The organism is Microbacterium sp. Leaf203 (assembly GCF_001421275.1).
Lineage (GTDB): Bacteria > Actinomycetota > Actinomycetes > Actinomycetales > Microbacteriaceae > Microbacterium > Microbacterium testaceum_A.
The window spans coordinates 1543889-1559935 of the sequence record NZ_LMKF01000022.1 but is presented as its reverse complement, the minus strand read 5'-3'; the positions used below and the strand labels follow the sequence as shown (position 1 = coordinate 1559935).

The 16047-nt window shown below is 70.1% G+C and carries 15 protein-coding genes; 3 read left to right on the top strand and 12 right to left on the bottom strand.

Annotated elements, in window-relative coordinates; genetic code table 11:
• Positions 1-210: 210 nt before the first annotated feature.
• From infB to nusA, 3 genes are all read right to left on the bottom strand, one after another.
• Positions 211-3030: a translation initiation factor IF-2 gene (infB, locus tag ASE56_RS08480; RefSeq protein WP_200914142.1), complete on the bottom strand. Its 2820-nt coding sequence runs from the start codon at positions 3028-3030 to the stop codon at positions 211-213.
• Positions 3031-3123: 93 nt separating this feature from the next.
• Positions 3124-3375 (bottom strand): YlxR family protein, encoded by a 252-nt coding sequence (locus ASE56_RS16565; protein WP_074694212.1) that lies wholly within the window; start codon positions 3373-3375, stop codon positions 3124-3126.
• A 34-nt stretch (positions 3376-3409) separates the two neighbouring features.
• Positions 3410-4399, bottom strand: a complete 990-nt coding sequence (nusA, locus tag ASE56_RS08475) for a transcription termination factor NusA (protein WP_056227233.1) — start codon at positions 4397-4399, stop codon at positions 3410-3412.
• A 188-nt stretch (positions 4400-4587) separates the two neighbouring features.
• Between nusA and ASE56_RS08470 the strand changes: the two genes are divergently transcribed.
• The gene (locus ASE56_RS08470; RefSeq protein ID WP_056227230.1) at positions 4588-4827 is read left to right on the top strand and encodes an AbrB/MazE/SpoVT family DNA-binding domain-containing protein; all 240 of its coding nucleotides are present in this window, start codon (positions 4588-4590) and stop codon (positions 4825-4827) included.
• The gene (locus ASE56_RS08465) at positions 4824-5246 is read left to right on the top strand and encodes a type II toxin-antitoxin system VapC family toxin (RefSeq protein ID WP_056227228.1); all 423 of its coding nucleotides are present in this window, start codon (positions 4824-4826) and stop codon (positions 5244-5246) included. The genes ASE56_RS08470 and ASE56_RS08465 overlap by 4 nt, the downstream gene beginning before the upstream one ends.
• 21 nt (positions 5247-5267) lie before the next feature.
• Here ASE56_RS08465 and ASE56_RS08460 read toward each other — a convergent pair whose 3' ends face one another.
• Together ASE56_RS08460 and ASE56_RS08455 are read right to left on the bottom strand one after the other, a co-directional pair.
• The gene (locus ASE56_RS08460; protein WP_056227225.1) at positions 5268-5870 is read right to left on the bottom strand and encodes an HD domain-containing protein; all 603 of its coding nucleotides are present in this window, start codon (positions 5868-5870) and stop codon (positions 5268-5270) included.
• 276 nt (positions 5871-6146) lie between these two features.
• Positions 6147-8642 (bottom strand): glycogen/starch/alpha-glucan phosphorylase, encoded by a 2496-nt coding sequence (locus tag ASE56_RS08455; protein ID WP_056227222.1) that lies wholly within the window; start codon positions 8640-8642, stop codon positions 6147-6149.
• A 175-nt stretch (positions 8643-8817) separates the two neighbouring features.
• On the opposite strand from ASE56_RS08455, the gene ASE56_RS08450 reads away from it, so the two are divergent.
• On the top strand, positions 8818-9627 hold the full coding sequence (locus ASE56_RS08450; protein ID WP_056227219.1) for a DUF1206 domain-containing protein: 810 nt from the start codon (positions 8818-8820) through the stop codon (positions 9625-9627).
• A 9-nt stretch (positions 9628-9636) separates the two neighbouring features.
• On the opposite strand, the gene ASE56_RS08445 is transcribed toward ASE56_RS08450, so the two are convergent.
• From ASE56_RS08445 to ASE56_RS08415, 7 genes are all read right to left on the bottom strand, one after another.
• Entirely contained in the window at positions 9637-10458 is an 822-nt protein-coding gene (locus ASE56_RS08445) for an aldo/keto reductase (protein WP_056227216.1), read from the bottom strand.
• A 91-nt stretch (positions 10459-10549) separates the two neighbouring features.
• A complete protein-coding gene (locus tag ASE56_RS08440; protein ID WP_056227213.1) occupies positions 10550-12346 on the bottom strand; it encodes a proline--tRNA ligase in 1797 nt (598 codons plus the stop codon).
• Positions 12347-12393: 47 nt separating this feature from the next.
• Positions 12394-13512, bottom strand: coding sequence for a hypothetical protein (locus ASE56_RS17500; protein WP_056227210.1), 1119 nt, complete (start codon positions 13510-13512; stop codon positions 12394-12396).
• Positions 13509-14036, bottom strand: coding sequence for an RNA polymerase sigma factor (locus ASE56_RS08430; protein ID WP_056227207.1), 528 nt, complete (start codon positions 14034-14036; stop codon positions 13509-13511). Before ASE56_RS08430 ends, ASE56_RS17500 begins: the two co-directional genes overlap by 4 nt.
• A gap of 105 nt (positions 14037-14141) precedes the next feature.
• On the bottom strand, positions 14142-14531 hold the full coding sequence (locus ASE56_RS08425) for a type II toxin-antitoxin system VapC family toxin (protein WP_235556952.1): 390 nt from the start codon (positions 14529-14531) through the stop codon (positions 14142-14144).
• A complete protein-coding gene (locus tag ASE56_RS08420; protein WP_056227202.1) occupies positions 14528-14764 on the bottom strand; it encodes a type II toxin-antitoxin system Phd/YefM family antitoxin in 237 nt (78 codons plus the stop codon). The genes ASE56_RS08425 and ASE56_RS08420 overlap by 4 nt, the downstream gene beginning before the upstream one ends.
• 55 nt (positions 14765-14819) lie before the next feature.
• On the bottom strand, positions 14820-16007 hold the full coding sequence (locus ASE56_RS08415) for a benzoate/H(+) symporter BenE family transporter (RefSeq protein ID WP_056227199.1): 1188 nt from the start codon (positions 16005-16007) through the stop codon (positions 14820-14822).
• Between the last annotated feature and the right edge of the window lie 40 nt (positions 16008-16047).

Here is a 16047-nt window from a genome sequence, read left to right as displayed (position 1 = left end):
TCCTTCTCGTTCTTTCATACCGCCGCGAGTCGAGTGCCCCCGTGGCTCATTGCCGAGTGGCGGTCCTGACGAAGGAGCGTACCCAGCGGAGGCCGGAGGGGTGTGTGTCTTCCCGAGCATCGGGGTAGGGGCCCCGCTCTGCTCGGGAAGGCACACACCCCGCAGGCCGCAGCGGGGGCCGCACCCGAAGGCGCGACCCCCGCACGACGATCAGCCTCGCGGCTTCTCGACGAGTTCCGTCGTTTCGATCTCGTCGCCGACCTGGATGTCGTTGAACTTGCCGAGACCGATACCGGCCTCGAAGTCCGTCCGAACCTCGGTGACGTCGTCCTTGAAGCGACGCAGCGACTCGATGGCCAGGCCGTCGGCCAGCACGACACCGTCGCGGATGACGCGAGCCTTGGCGTTTCGCGTGATCGTTCCCGATCGCACGATGACACCGGCGATGTTGCCGAACTTCGAGGAGCGGAACACCTCGCGGATCTCGGCGACACCCGACTGCACCTCTTCGAACTCCGGCTTGAGCAGGCCCTTGAGCGACTGCTCGACGTCGTCGATCGCGTTGTAGATGACCGAGTAGAACCGCACGTCGACACCCTCGCGAGCGGCGCGCTCACGGGCCTTCGTGTCGGGACGGACGTTGAAGCCGATCACGATCGCGTTGTCGATCGTGGCCAGGTTGATGTCCGACTCGGTGATCGCACCCACACCGCGGTGGATGATGCGCAGCTGGACGCTGTCGTCGACCTCGATCTTGAGCAGCGACTCCTCGAGTGCCTCGACGGCACCCGACACGTCACCCTTGATGATGAGGTTGAGCGACTCGACCTTGCCCTCTTCGAGAGCGCGGGTGAAGTCCTCGAGCGAGATGCGCTTGCGGGCCTTGGCCAGCTGGGCGTTGCGCTCGGCCGCTTCACGCTTCTCGGCGATCTGACGGGCGGTGCGGTCCTCTTCGGTGACGATGAAGACGTCGCCGGCGCGGGGCACGGAGTTGAGGCCCTGAACCGAGACGGGACGCGACGGGTAGGCCTCTTCGACCGCTTCGCCGTTCTCGTCCATCATCGCGCGGACGCGGCCGTAGGCCGTTCCGGCGACGATCGCGTCACCGACGCGAAGGGTTCCGGACTGGATGAGCACCGTGGCGACCGAACCGCGACCCTTGTCGAGCTTTGCTTCGATCGCGACACCGCGGGCCGCCTTGTTCGGGTTGGCCGTGAGGTCGAGGCCGGCGTCGGCGGTGAGCAGGACCGCATCCAGGAGGGCCTGGATGTTGAGGTTCTGTCGAGCCGAGACGTCGACGAACATGACGTCTCCGCCGTACTCCTCGGCGACCAGACCGTACTCGGTGAGCTGCTGGCGCACCTTGGCCGGGTTGGCGTCGGGCTTGTCGACCTTGTTGACCGCGACCACGATCGGCACGTTCGCCGCCTGGGCGTGGTTCAGCGCCTCGACCGTCTGGGGCATGATGCCGTCGTCGGCCGCGACCACGAGGATCGCGATGTCGGTCACCTGCGCACCACGGGCACGCATGGCGGTGAACGCCTCGTGACCCGGGGTGTCGATGAAGGTGATCGCGCGCTCGATGCCCTCGTGCTCGGTCCAGATCTGGTACGCACCGATGTGCTGCGTGATGCCGCCGGCCTCGCCCGCGACCACGTTGGTCTGGCGGATGGCGTCGAGCAGTCGCGTCTTACCGTGGTCGACGTGGCCCATGACGGTGACCACGGGAGGACGGATCTCGAGATCGTCCTCGCTCTCGGCCTCGAGCTCGGCGTCGAGGTCGAGACCGAAGCCCTCGAGGAGCTCCTTGTCTTCGTCCTCGGGCGAGACCATCTGGATCTTGTAGCCGAGCTCGGCTCCGAGCACCTCGAAGGTGGCCTCGTCGAGCGACTCGGTCGCGGTGGCCATCTCGCCCAGGTTGAACAGGATGGTCACGAGCGTGCCGGGCTGCACGGTGTAGCCGCGCAAGGCTTCGAGCTTGTCCGCGAAGTCGGCGATGGAGGCACCGCGACGCAGGCGGATGATCTCGCCGTTCCCCTTCGAGACGTTGACGCCGCCGACGACCGGCGCCGACCGCATCTCGAATTCCTGCCGCTTCGCCCGACGCGACTTACGCTGCTTGGACTTGCCGCCACCCTTACCGAAGGCACCCGCGGTACCACCGCCGGGACCACGGCCACGGCCACCGCCGCCACCGGGACGACCGGCGAAACCACCGGCCGGAGCGCCGCCACCGGGGCGCTGGAAGCCGCCACCGGCGCCGCCGGGACGACCGGGACCGCCGGGACGCTGCTGGAACGGAGCACCGGGACGACCGCCGCCACCGGGACGACCGGCACCACCGGGGCGCGGGGCACCGGGACGCGGGGCACCGGGGCGCGGAGCCTGCGGACGCGGGATGTTGCCGGGGGTCGGGCGCTGGCCCATTCCCTGCGCCGAAGCGAAGGGGTTGTTGCCCGGACGGGGACCGGCGGGACGCTGGCCCATGCCCTGCGAGGACGCGAAGGGGTTGTTGCCCGGACGGGCTCCACCCGGACGCGGGGGCGCGCTCGGGCCGGGCTTGGGGGCACCGGCACCGGGTGCAGCGGCACCGGGGGTCGGAGGGGTCGAGCCGGGGCTCGGCGGAGACGACGGAGTCGAAGGCTTCGCCGCCGACGCGGCCGCGGGGGCCTCGGAAGCCGGGACGGATGCCGCGGGTGCAGCCTCGGCCGGAGCCGCTACGGGAGCGGCGGGGGCCGCGGGCTTCGCGGGTCCGGGCGTGGGACCCGACGGACGGTTGCCGGGGGTCGCGGCCGGACGAGCCGGACCAGGACGGGCGCCGGGGCGCGCCGCGGAAGCGGCGGGCTTGGCATCCGAAGCGGAAGACGAGCCTTCGGAGGCCAGCGCAGCGCGGAGCTTACGGGCCACCGGGGGTTCGATGGTGGATGAGGGGCTCTTGACGAATTCGCCGAGCTCCTTCAGCTTCGCAAGCGCGACCTTGCTGTCGACGCCGAGCTCGGAAGCGATCTCGTGCACGCGTGGTTTTGCCACAATTCTCCTGTCTGAGGGCCTACCCCGGACAGGGCAGACCGTTAGTTGCGGACGGGTCTCATTTCGAGCCGTTCACTTCGTGTCCATAGCCGTTCAGCCTTTTCGCTGGTGGTGTGATTCGAAGGTCTGCGTGTCAAGCGGGCCTGACACACGCAATGCTCGTACGAAGGCGCGACGTGCGAGCGCTTTGCTCACACACGCGTCCGTCTCGTGCACCCACGCGCCCCGACCGGGAAGAACCGCTCGCTCGTCAGCGACGAGGACGGATCCGTCCGCGACCACACGCAGAAGCGAGGATCGGGGGGCACGTGCGCGGCATCCGACGCACGTTCGTACGGGTTCCATCCTACACCTCGCGATCGTGGGGACGATCGGACGCTCAGTTGTCTTCGAGGATGCTGTCGGGCTGGATGTCGATCTTCGCACCGGTCAGCTTGGCGGCCAGACGGGCGTTCTGCCCCTCTTTGCCGATCGCGAGCGACAGCTGGTAGTCGGGCACGAGGGCGCGGACGGCCTTGGTCGTGGCATCCAGGACGAACGACGAGGTGACCTTCGCCGGCGACAGGGCGTTCGCGACGAAGCGCGGCAACTCGGCGTCGTAGTCGATGATGTCGATCTTTTCGCCGGCGAGCTCTTCGGTGACGGCGCGCACGCGGCGGCCGAGCTCTCCGATGCAGGCGCCCTTGGCGTTCACTGTCGGGTCGTTGGCCTTGACCGCGATCTTCGAACGGTGACCGGCCTCGCGGGCGAGCGAGACGATCTCGACGAGCCCCGCGGCGATCTCGGGCACCTCGAGGGCGAAGAGCTTGCGGACCAGGCCCGGGTGGGTGCGCGACACGGTGATCTGCGGGCCCTTGTTGCCCTTCGAGACGCTCGTGACGTACACCCGCAGTCGCGAGCCGTGGGCGTAGGTCTCGCCGGGCACCTGCTCTTCGGGCGGGAGGATCGCCTCGACCGTGCCGAGATCGACGTGGACCATGCGCGGGTTGGCACCCTGCTGCACGACGCCGGCGACGATGTCGCCCTCTTTGCCGCGGAACTCGCCCAGCACGGCATCGTCGGCGATGTCGCGCAGACGCTGGCTGATGACCTGCTTGGCGGCGAAGGCGGCGATGCGACCGAAGTCGTCGGGGGCCTGCTCCTCTTCGCCGATGATCGCGCCCTCGTCGTCGGTCACGGGCGTGAAGATGCCCACGTGGCCGGTCTTGCGGTCGAGGGTGGCGCGCGCTCCGGTGGGGATCTCGCCGGTCGGCGAGATGTGCTTGGCGTAGGCGGTCAGGATCGCCTGCTCGATGATGCGCGCGAGTTCGTCGAAGGGGATCTCCTTCTCGCGTTCGATCGTCTTCAGTAGTGCGAGATCGATGTCCACAAGGCCCTCCGTTGTTCAGCTTTCGTCGGCACGACCGGCGCCGACAACCCTCCTACGATACCCGGGATGTCACGCCCCGCGCATCTCGTCGGACGATTCCGGATGCCGCAGCTGCGGCCGTCCTCGTTGACGGGCGACGCGCTGAGGCGACCGGTCCGCGGATGGGACGACGCTGGTATCGTATTCCCATGGAGCTCACCATCGACAGCGGGGGGCGCATCGTCCTCCCGAAGGCCCTTCGCGACGTGTTCGGTCTCCTCCCCGGCACGGTCGTCGACGTCTCGGCCTACGGGAGCGGAGTGCAGATCACCCCGGGTGGCCGTACCGCACGTCTCGAACGCGACGACGACGGCCGATTGATCTCCCGCGGATCGACGCCCGTCACCGACGAGGTGATCTCGACCCTGATCGACAGCGGGCGTCGGTGACGGTCGATCGCACGCCGATCGCGGTCGACACGAGCGTTGCGGTCCCGCTGCTCGTCGGCTCCCACGAGCATCACGATCGAGTGAGCGCTTGGGCGCGCGGGCGCGAGCTCCGCCTCAGCGGTCACGCGGCGATCGAGACGTATTCCGTCTTGACGCGACTCCCGGGCGACGCACGACTCGAAGCGGCCGACGCGATCTCCGTCATGGATGCCAACTTCGGCGATCCCCTCTCACTCCCGGCCGACGCGTCCGCGGGCGCGCACCGCGCCCTGGCCGATCGCGGGATCAGCGGCGGGGCGACCTACGACGGACTCGTCGCTCTCGCCGCTCTCACCCATGCGCTCTCGCTCGCCACACGAGACGCCCGAGCACGAGGAACGTACGAAGCGGCGGGCGTCCGCGTCGAACTCGTCGTCTGACTCCCCGCCTCATCCGGCCGGTCACAACCGTTCGAGCGGGTTCGCCGCGAGCTTGGCCACCACTCCCCCGTCCACCAGGCGCCGGGCGGCGGTGTCGGGCTTGCGCGCCGCCTGGTCGAGCACGCACGCGCCGAACTCGGCGGCCAGGGCGCCGCGTGGGTGAGCGGCGAGCACCTCGCGGCGGAAATCCTCGGGCAGCGCGTCGGGGCGGGCGCCGGAGATGTCGAGGCCCGTCGCGATCTCGAGCAGGGAGCCCTCGGCATCCATCGACGGATCCACACGCGGCCAGTTGTGCCGCACGATCACCTCGAGCACGCGCTCGCGTCGGGGCTGCTCCCACCCCGCGCCGGCGGTGAGCGCGACGCCGACGTACCCGCCCGCGTGCTCGTACGACAGCGCGTGGTTGTCGAACTCCCCCACCGTGCCGATGTCGTGCAGCACTGCGGCGACGTAGAGCAGCTCATGGTCGATGTTCCCGATGCCGTCGACCACTGCGAACGCCTCGGCCCACAGCCACGACCGCAACGCGTGCGCGGTGATCGCGGGCGACTGGTACTGCCGGGCGAGGGCGAGGGCCCCACGGGCGGCGAGGGTGTCGGGAACGGGGAAGTCGCTGATGCGCACGGGGCCTCCGGGGTCGAGAGGCTTCAACTCTCGCGCACGTCGCCGCCTCGACGCCGTCGCCGGTCGGCCAGCCTTCGCAGCCTTTCCGCCAGCGCGGGCACAACGCAGGAAGCAACGGCGCCGCGCGCCGCGTCGCCCGCGCGGTTCCGGGGTGCACCGGCCGCGCGGCATCCGAGACTCCGGAGTTGTGCACGCACCAGCCCGCATTTCGGCGCCGGAAACGACGGATGCCGCAACCTCGGGCGAGCGCCCGGGTCGCGGCATCCGGAAACCGCGTCAGCTCACCGGGGTGGCGTGCCAGATGCGGTCGAGGTAGTCGCGCATGGCGCGATCGGACGAGAAGTAGCCACTGCGCGCGACGTTGAGGATCGCCGAGCGCACCCAGCCGTCCTGGTCGGCGTACGCCGCGTCGACGCGCTCCTGGGCGTCGAGGTAGGTCGAGAAGTCGGCGAGCGCCATGAAACGGTCTTCGTACAGCAGATTCGACACGAGCGGCTCGAACACGGTGCGGTCGCCGCCCGAGAAGGCGCCCGAGGCGATGAGGTCGATGGCACTCCGCAGCCGCTCGTCCTTCTGGTAGAAGTCGGCGGGGCGGTAGCCCTCGGCCCACAGCGCCTCGACCTCGGGCTCGCTCATGCCGAAAAGGAAGAAGTTGTCGTCGCCGACGAGCTTGCGGATCTCGACGTTCGCGCCGTCGTCGGTGCCGATGGTGAGGGCGCCGTTCAGGGCGAGCTTCATGTTGCCCGTGCCCGAGGCCTCTTTGCCGGCGAGCGAGATCTGCTCCGACAGGTCGGCGGCGGGGATGATGCGCTCGGCCAGGGTGACGTTGTAGTTCGCCGGGTAGACGACCTTGAGCTTGCCCTTGACCCGCTCGTCGGCGCTGACCACCTCGCCGACGGCGTTGATGAGGTGGATGATGCGCTTGGCCATGCCGTAACCGGGCGCGGCCTTCGCTCCGAAGAGGAACGTGCGCGCCTGCACCTCGTCGACGTCGAGGCGACCCGAGACGATGCCCTCATAGGTGCTGACGATGTGCAGCACCTTCAGGGTCTGCCGCTTGTACTCGTGCAGGCGCTTGATCATGACGTCGAGCATGTGCCCGTCGTCGAGCGGCGCCTCGCCCCGGGCCTCGAGCACGCTGCTGAGGCGGCGCTTGTTCGAGGCCTTCACCGCGGCGAACCGCTCGCGGAAGTCGGCGTCGTCGGCGAGGGCTTCCAGGCCGCGCAGGCGTTCGAGGTCGACCGTCCAGCCCGCGCCGAGGGCCTCGGTGATCAGGCTCGAGAGGTCGGGGTTTGCCAGGCGCAGGAAGCGGCGCGGCGTCACGCCGTTGGTGACGTTGGTGAACTTGTCGGGCCACATGGTGGCGAAGTCCTTCAGCACGTTGTCGCGCAGCAGCTGCGAGTGCAGCTCGGCGACGCCGTTGACCTTCGACCCCGCGACCGTGGCGAGGTACGCCATGCGCACCGAGCGCGAGGGGTGTTCGCCGATGATCGACATGTTGCGGATGAGCATCTCGTCATCGCCGAAGCGCTCGCGCACCTCGAGCAGGAACTCGTCGTTGATGCGGTAGATGATCTCGAGGTGGCGCGGCAGCAGGCGGCCGAGCAGGTCGACCGACCAGACCTCGAGCGCCTCGGGCAGAAGCGTGTGGCAGGTGTACGCGAAGCACTTCTGGGTGATCGCCCACGCGGCATCCCACTCGAGCTTCTTCTCGTCGACGAGCACGCGCATCAGCTCGGGCACCCCGATCACCGGGTGGGTGTCGTTGAGCTGGAAGATCACGCGCTCGGGAAGCTTCTCGAGGTCGAAGTCGTCGGGCAGCACGTTCTCGATGAAGTCGGCGATGGATGCCGCGACGAAGAAGTACTGCTGCTGCAGGCGCAGCTCCTTGCCCTGGGGCGTGGAGTCCTCGGGGTAGAGCACCTTCGAGATGTTCTCGGCGAAGGTCTGCGCTCGCACCGACTCGACGTAGTCGCCGGAGTTGAAGGTGTGCAGGTCGAAGGCGTTGGTGGCCACCGCGCGCCACAGGCGCAGCGTGTTCACGCGACCGTTGTGGTAGCCCGGGACCATCATGTTGTAGGGCACCGCGAGCACGTTCCACTCGGGGATCCAGCGCGTGCGCTCGACGCCCTCGTCGTCGTAGGTCTCGGTGCGGCCGGCGAACGAGATCGTCTGCGCCGCCTCGGGGTGGGCGAAGTCCCAGGGGGATCCCATGCGCAGCCACGCGTCGGGCTGCTCGACCTGCTGCCCCTCGGCGAAGGCCTGGCGGAAGATGCCGTACTCGTAGCGGATGCCGTAGCCGATGGTGGGGATGCTCATCGTCGCGAGCGAGTCGATGAAGCAGGCCGCGAGGCGGCCCAGACCGCCGTTGCCGAGCCCCGGCTCGATCTCGACCTGGCGCAGGTCGTCGATGTCGATGCCGCACTGCGCCAGAGCCTCGGTGGCGATGTCGGTCAGACGCGCCGCGAGGAGGTTGTTGTCGAGCTGGCGCCCCAGCAGGTACTCGGCCGAGAGGTAGCAGACGGTCTTGTTCTGCTGGGCCTTCTGCTGCGCGCGATCGTCGAACCAGCGCGCCATGAGGTAGTCACGCACGGTGTAGGCCAGGGCGAGGTACTGGTCGTTGACATCGGAGGTCGACAGCGTGACGCCCTGGTCGAAATTGAGGTTCTGCAGGAACTGCTTCGCGAAGCCGTCGACGGATGCCGCGGGGGCGACGACCGGCGCGATCGCGAGCGGGTGAGTGGGGCGCAGCTCAGCGGTGTTCTCGGGCATGATCCGACCGTAATCAGTGCGGCCCGCTCACGCCAACGCGGAACGGGAACGACACACGATCTTCACCCCGGCGCCGCATGACGCCTCCCCCCGACCCCCTCGCCGCGCTCGTCGCGGAAGGCGCGGACGCACAACCGGATTGTCGCCCGGCGGCCAACCCGCGTACGGTTCCCGAGTGTCCACCTCCGCTCGCGAAGCCGCACGGGACGCGGAGGCCAACCCCGCGTTCCGCATCGCCGCGCGCGCGGGGTACGCGGCCAACGGCATCCTGCACCTTCTCATCGGCGCTCTGGTGATCGCCGTCGGCTTCGGCGCGACCGAGGACAGCGACCAGACAGGGGCGTTCCGCGCGGTCGCCGCGGTGCCCCTCGGAGCGGCGGCACTGTGGGCCCTCGCCGTCGGACTCGTCGCCCTCGGTGCTTGGCACCTGCTGCAGGCGTTCGCGCCGCGCCACCTGTCGGTGTGGCGACGCATCGGACGAATCTTCACCGAAGCTCCGCAGGGCCTCGTGTTCGTCGCGATCGGCCTCGTCTCGGCATCCGTGGCCCTGGGGGCCCGTCCGAGGGCGGAACAGGCGGCCGAAGACCTCAGCCAGGGTGTTCTCACCTGGCCGATCGGCGGATTCGTGCTCGGTGCGGTCGGCCTCGCGGTGGCGGCGGTCGGTATCGGCTTCGTCTGGATGGGCCTGCGCCGGTCGTTCCACTCCAAGGTGCGCACGCCCGCCGGGCCCGGGGGCTTCGCCCTCACGGTGCTCGGTGTGCTCGGGTTCGTCGCGAAGGGCGTGGCACTGCTGATCGTGGGCGTGCTGGTGGTCGTCGCCGCCGTCACCGTCGAGCCCGACACCGCGGGCGGACTCGACGGAGCAACCGCCGCCGTCGTGGCGCTGCCCGCCGGTCCCGTGCTCGCCTGTCTCGTCGGGGCGGGATTCCTCGCCTACGGCGTCTTCACGGTCTTCCGCGCACGCTACGCCCGCCTCGACGCCTGAGCTCGGCCCTCAGTCGAGGTCGGGGTTGCGGCCCGTGCGCTCTCCCGTGTCGAGGCCCGCGATGGCCGCGCGGTCGTCGTCGTCGAGGGTGAAGTCGAAGACGTCGCCGTTCTCACGGATGCGGTCGAGCGACACCGACTTCGGGAACACCACGAGGTCGCGATCCAGGTGCCAACGGATCACGACCTGGGCCGGCGTCTTGCCGTACTTCTCGGCGATGCCGGCGAGCACCGGCTCGTCGAGCAGGCCGCCGCGCGCGAGCGGCGCCCACGACTCGGTCACGATGCCGTTCGCGACGTGCCAGTCGACCAGCTCGTTCTGCGGGAAGCGCGGGTGCAGCTCGACCTGATTCACGGCAGGCAGCAGTCCGGTCTCGTCGCGAAGGCGCTCGAGGTGCACGACCGAGAAGTTGCTGACGCCGATCGACGTCGCCCGCCCCTCCTGCTGCAGGCGCTGGAGCGCCTTCCAGGTGTCGACGTAGCGGTCGGCGCTGGGGATCGGCCAGTGGATGAGGTACAGGTCGACGCGGTCGAGCCCGAGCTTCGCGGCGCTGCTGTCGAAGGCCCGCAGCGTCTCGTCGAACCCCTGGTCGTCGTTCCAGACCTTGGTGGTGACGAACACCTCGTCCCGCTCGAGGCCCGACGCGCGCAGCCCCTCGCCGACCTCCGCCTCGTTGCCGTAGAGCGCGGCCGTGTCGATGTGGCGGTACCCGGCGGCGAGCGCGCCCTCGACGAGGCCGGCGGTCACGTCGGCCGGCACCTTGTACGTGCCGACGCCGAGCTGCGGGATGGTGGAGCCGTCGGACAGGGACAGACGGGGAGCCGAGATCATGGCATCCACGCTACCGATGCCGGCGCACGGGTGGACGACGAAACGGCATCCCTCCCGGCGGATGCGGGACGGATGCCGTTTCGGTACGGGATCAGCGCGTGAGCGCCGCGACGGCGTCGTCGACCGACACGGTGTCGCGTTCGCCCGTGCGGCGGTCCCAGAGCTCGACCTGGCCCTCGGCCGCGCCGCGACCGACGATGAGGATGCGCGGGATGCCGACGAGCTCGGCGTCGCCGAACTTCACGCCCGGCGACACCTTGGGGCGGTCGTCGTAGAGCACGTCGAGACCGGCGGCCTCGAGCTGGTCGGAGACGGATGCCGCGAGCTCGAACGCGGCGGCCTCACGGCCGGTCGCGACCACGTGCACGTCGAACGGGGCGACGGACGCGGGCCAGATGAGGCCCTTGTCGTCGTTGTTGAGCTCGGCGATGATCGCGAGGATGCGGGTGACGCCGATGCCGTATGAACCCATCGTGACGGTGGCGAGCTTGCCGTTCTCGTCGAGCACCTTCAGCCCCAGCGCCTCGGCGTACTTGCGGCCGAGCTGGAAGACGTGGCCGATCTCCATACCGCGGGCCAGCTCCACCGGGCCGGAGCCGTCGGGGGCGGGGTCTCCCGCGCGCACGGTCGAGACCTCGACGAAGCCGTCGCCGACGAAGTCGCGGCCCGCGACGAGCGAGTGCACGTGCTTCTGGTCGATGTTGGCGCCCGTGATCCACGCCGTGCCATCGACCACTCGGGGGTCGAGGTAGTAACGGATCTTCGTCGCCGACTCCTCGCCCAGCACGGCGCCGGTCGGCGACCAGGGGCCGATGTAGCCCTTGACCAGCAGGGGGTTCTTCGCGAAGTCGGCCTCGGTGGCCGCCTCGACCTCCGCGGGGGCGAAGGCGACCTCGACGCGCTTGTCGTCGACGTCGCGGTCACCGGGAAGGCCCACGACGACCAGCTCGCGCGTGCCGTCGAGGTGCGTGAGGGCGAGCACGACGTTCTTGAGCGTGTGCGCGGCCGTCCACTGGGTGGCCTCGGCCGTGGCCGGGCCGGCGATGCCGGGAGCCGGGGCGTCGAGGTGCGCGTTCGAGTGGTCGACGAGGGTCGCGATCGTCGGGGTGTTCGGCGAATCGAAGATCACGGCCTCGGGCTGACCCTCGATCGGCAGCGCGTCGGGCACGACGGTCGTGAAGGCCTCGACGTTGGCCGCGTAGCCGCCGGCCGAGCGCACGAAGGTGTCCTCGCCGATCGGGGTCGGGTGCAGGAACTCCTCGGACTTCGATCCGCCCATCGCGCCGGCGTCGGCGGCGACGATCACGTACTCGAGACCCAGGCGGGTGAAGATGCGCTCGTAGGCGTCACGCTGAGCCTGGTACGAGGCGTCGAGTCCGGCATCCGTCGCGTCGAACGAGTACGCGTCCTTCATCGTGAACTCGCGGCCGCGCAGGAGGCCGGCGCGGGGACGCGCCTCGTCGCGGTACTTGTCCTGGATCTGGTAGATCGTCAGCGGCAGGTCCTTGTACGACGAGTACAAGTCCTTCACCAGGAGGGTGAACATCTCCTCGTGCGTGGGCGCGAGAAGGTAGTCGGCTCCCTTGCGGTCCTGCAGGCGGAACAGCGCGTCGCCGTACTCCTCCCAGCGGCCCGTGACCTCGTACGGTTCGCGGGGCAGCAGCGCCGGGAAGTGCACCTCGAACGCTCCGGCGTTCGCCATCTCCTCGCGGACGACGGACTCGATCTTGGCCTTGACCCTCAGACCCAGAGGGAGCCACGCGAAGACGCCCGGGGCGTTGCGACGGATGTAACCGGCGCGCACGAGCAGGCGGTGGCTCGTGACCTCGGCATCCGAGGGATCTTCGCGGAGCGTGCGGAGGAAGTACTTCGACAGACGGGTGACCACGAGAGTCGAGTCTAGGGCGCGAGGGCAGGGGGGACGGATGCCAGGGGTCACCCGAGCGCGCCGATGATGTTCTCGGCGAGGGCGCGCATCTGCTCCTGTGTGAGATCCGTGCCCACCGCCTCGATGATTCCCCCGTCGGCGTCCGCCCGCAGGCGCCCGCCGACCCCGTTCGCGGGTGGGATCCACCAGGCCGCTCGGGCACCGTTGACCTGAACCGGAATGCCCCCGAACCGCTCCACCTCGCTCGCATCGGATTGCGCACCGGCGGCGATGCTGAGTCGCAGTGTGAAGTAGTCCGGATCGTCGTAGACGGGAGGGGCGACCGAGCACCAGGCGGCGGCGCCGCGCCCGGTGAGAACGTCCCACTCTTGACCCTGCGGCACGTTGTCGGTTCCCACCGGTTCAAGTCCGACACGGCCAAGGGTCTGCTCGACGGCGCCACGGAGACGGTCCTGACAGCCATCGAGATGCCAGGCCGCCGCCGGAAGCGCCCGCTCGATTCCCGGCGAGGCGGCAGCGCGCGACCCCACCGCCGCTACCGCGTCCAACGCCACGGAGGCGCTGCTCGCGTACGCGGACACCCACGCGTCCCCGAAGCGTTCCGAATAGTCGCATGGTCCGCCCTCGCAGACCGGGGCGACGCCGATTCTCGCGCGGACGGCGTCCGGCACGACGGAGTAGGGGAGAACGGTGACGCCCACCGACTGCCACCCCGAGGAGTCCTGCGTCCGCCAGTGGCACGAGACCCCGCCCAGCGATCGAGCGTCCCAGACGGACAGCCCCTCCCACAGACGCATCGGAACACCGACCACCGAAGATGCCGCATCGGCATCGAGCACAGCCGAACAGTCGCCGCCGAAAGCGAGGACGGGCGCCGTGGCCAGGGGGGTAGGTGCCGGGGTCGGGGTTGGCGCGACCGTCGGCGTCGGGGTCGGCACCGGCGCCACGGTGGCGGTCGGGCTCGGCGACGGCGTCGTCGCGATCTCGGGCGCGCTCAGCGTCGAGGTCACCGCCACTCCCCCGGCGATCGCGACCACCAGAGCCGCCGCCACGGAGCCCGCGATCCAGGCGTTGCGGTGCGCCCCGACGGGCGTGATGTCGTGGGCGCCGCCCACGATGCGGGCGCGCAGGGCCGCGCGCTCGGAGGGCGTCAGTTCGTCGTTCATGCCCGTGCCCCTTCCATCGCGACCTCGTCGCGCAGTTTCGCTTTGGCGCGGGCGAGCCGCGACTTCACCGTTCCCGCCGGGATGCCGAGGGCCTGAGCGACCTCGCGCTCCGCGTAGCCCTCGAGCACCGACAGCACCACGACCGCCTGCTCGCGCTCGGGCAGCCGCTTGAGTGCCGAGAGCACTCCGCTCTCGTCGTGCCCGGCCGTTGGGGCCTCCGCGACCGGTGCTCGATCGAGCAGGGCGCGGTACCTCCTGCTCGAGCGCTCGAGGTTGCGTGCGCAATGCGCGACGGTCGTCAGCAGCCACGGCAGAGGCGACCCGTCGACCAGACGCACCGAGACGCGTTTGCGCCACAGCTCGAAGAACGCCACGGTCACGGCGTCCTTCGCATCCTCGCGATGGGTCAGCAGGCGCGACGCGTGCCGGAACAGGCGCGCGTCATACCGATCGAACAACGCGGCGAGCGCGAGCTCGTCGCCTTGGCGCACCCGGGTCCACAGCCCGGCGTCATCGTCATCCACACTCTCTAATGTCCATGATCCGTCGATCGGTTCACGACCGACGCGGAAGTTTCGGTAACGAAAGGGTGACGGCTCGACTACTCACCTCCCCCGGGCACCCAGGTCTCACCACTGAACGGCGAGGCCCGCCAACCGAGAGAACGCGTCGTCGCTGCTGAGAAGCGTGAGGGACTCCACCATCGCCTGCGCGGCGAGCATCCGGTTGAACGGGTCACGATGATCCCACTGGAGGGCTCCGGCGAGGAGCGCGTGGGTCTCATCGATGGGGAGCCTCTCCGCGCCGAGGCGATCGAGATGGCGCGCGTAGCCCCCGACGAGCGCGTCAGCGTGCGGGAGCTTGCCGATCCTCTGCTTCGTCGAGATCTCCCACGCCGAGGCGGCGGACACGACGATCGTCGATGACGGGTCGGCGAGGATTGTCGAGGAGGCCGGGCCGAGGCGATCCGGGGCGGTCAGCGCCCAGAGGAGCGTGTGCGTGTCGAGCAGATACCTCACGCACCGACCTCCCAGGCGGAGAGCTCCCCTTCGGGCAGGGGGTCGGAGAACGACTCCGGGACCGCGTAGGCCACGAAGCCCAACTCCCGCTCCGCCGGCGGCTCGACGGCGACCAGCCGCGCGGCCGGGGTATCGCCCCGCGCGATGACGACCTCGTCGCCGCGTTGCACGGAGGCGATGAGGGCGGACAGGTGCGTCTTGGCGTATTGCACCTTCACTCGCGACGTCTTCATGCGACCAGACTCGCACCCACCTCCGACGTTGGTCAACCGCACTTGGTCAACCCGGTCACGCGGCGCGGCGCCGTCCCACGTGCAGGACGCTACGCACGACGAGCCCCGCCAGCAGCGCCCAGAAGGCCGCGCTCACCCCGAACACCGCGATCCCGGATGCCGCGACGAGGAAGGTCACCACGGCCGGCACCCGCTCTCCGGGGTCGTCGATGGCCTGCTGCACGGCGGAGCCGAACGCGCCGAACAGGGCCACCCCGGCCACCGCCGGGATGACGCCGGCGGGGGCGAGCAGCACGATCGCCGCGAACGCCGCCGACAGGGCGCCGAGCACGAGGTATGTTCCCCCCGCCGAGACGCCGGCCACCCAGCGCTTCTTCGGGTCGGGGTGGGAGTCGGGGCCCGCCGCGATCGCCGCGCTGATGGCACCGAGGTTCATCGCGTGTCCGCCGAAGGTCGCGGCGGCCGCCGAGCCGAGGCCGGTGATGAGCATCGCGGGACGCCAGGGGACCGTGTAGCCGAGGCTGCGCATCACGGCGACGCCGGGGACGTTCTGCGACGCCATCGTCACCACGAACAGCGGCAACGCGATCCCGATGACCGCGCCGACCGTGAGTTCGGGGGCGGTGAACTCCAGCCGGGGCAGGAGCGAGGTGGCATCCGCGTTCACTCCCGTGCGGGTGAGCTCCACCGCGACCACCGCGATCGCCGCGACGAAGGCGAGCGGCACGGCCCACCGGGGAAGCAGACGGGATGCCACGAGCCACACGATCAGCACGGGAGCCACTCCCCACGGGTCGTCGACGAGCCCGACGAACGGCGCGACGCACAACGGCAGCAGCACGCCGGCGAGCATCGCCTGCGCGATCGAGGGAGGGATGCGGGCGATCAGCGCGCCCAGCGGCGGGAACAGGGCCGTGCACAGGATCAGTGCCGCGCAGACGAGGAAGCCCCCCACGACCGCGGGCCAGCCGCCGTCGACGGCGCCGGTCCCCGCGAGTAGCGCGACGCCGGGGGTCGACCAGGCGACGGTGATGGGGATGCGGTAGCGACCGGCCAGCACGATGCAGCCCACCCCGACGACGAGGGTGATGGCGAGCAGTCCGCTCGCCGCCTGCGCGGGCGTCGCACCCACCGCCCGCAGGCCCGTGAGGACCACCGCGAAGGTGCTGGTGAAGCCGACGAGGGCGGTGACCACGCCGGCGATGAGCGGGCGGGCGAGGGAGGCGCGTGCAGTCTCGGTCATGAGACTTCCGACGCTATCGGAACAAAAGCCGACTGCCGAC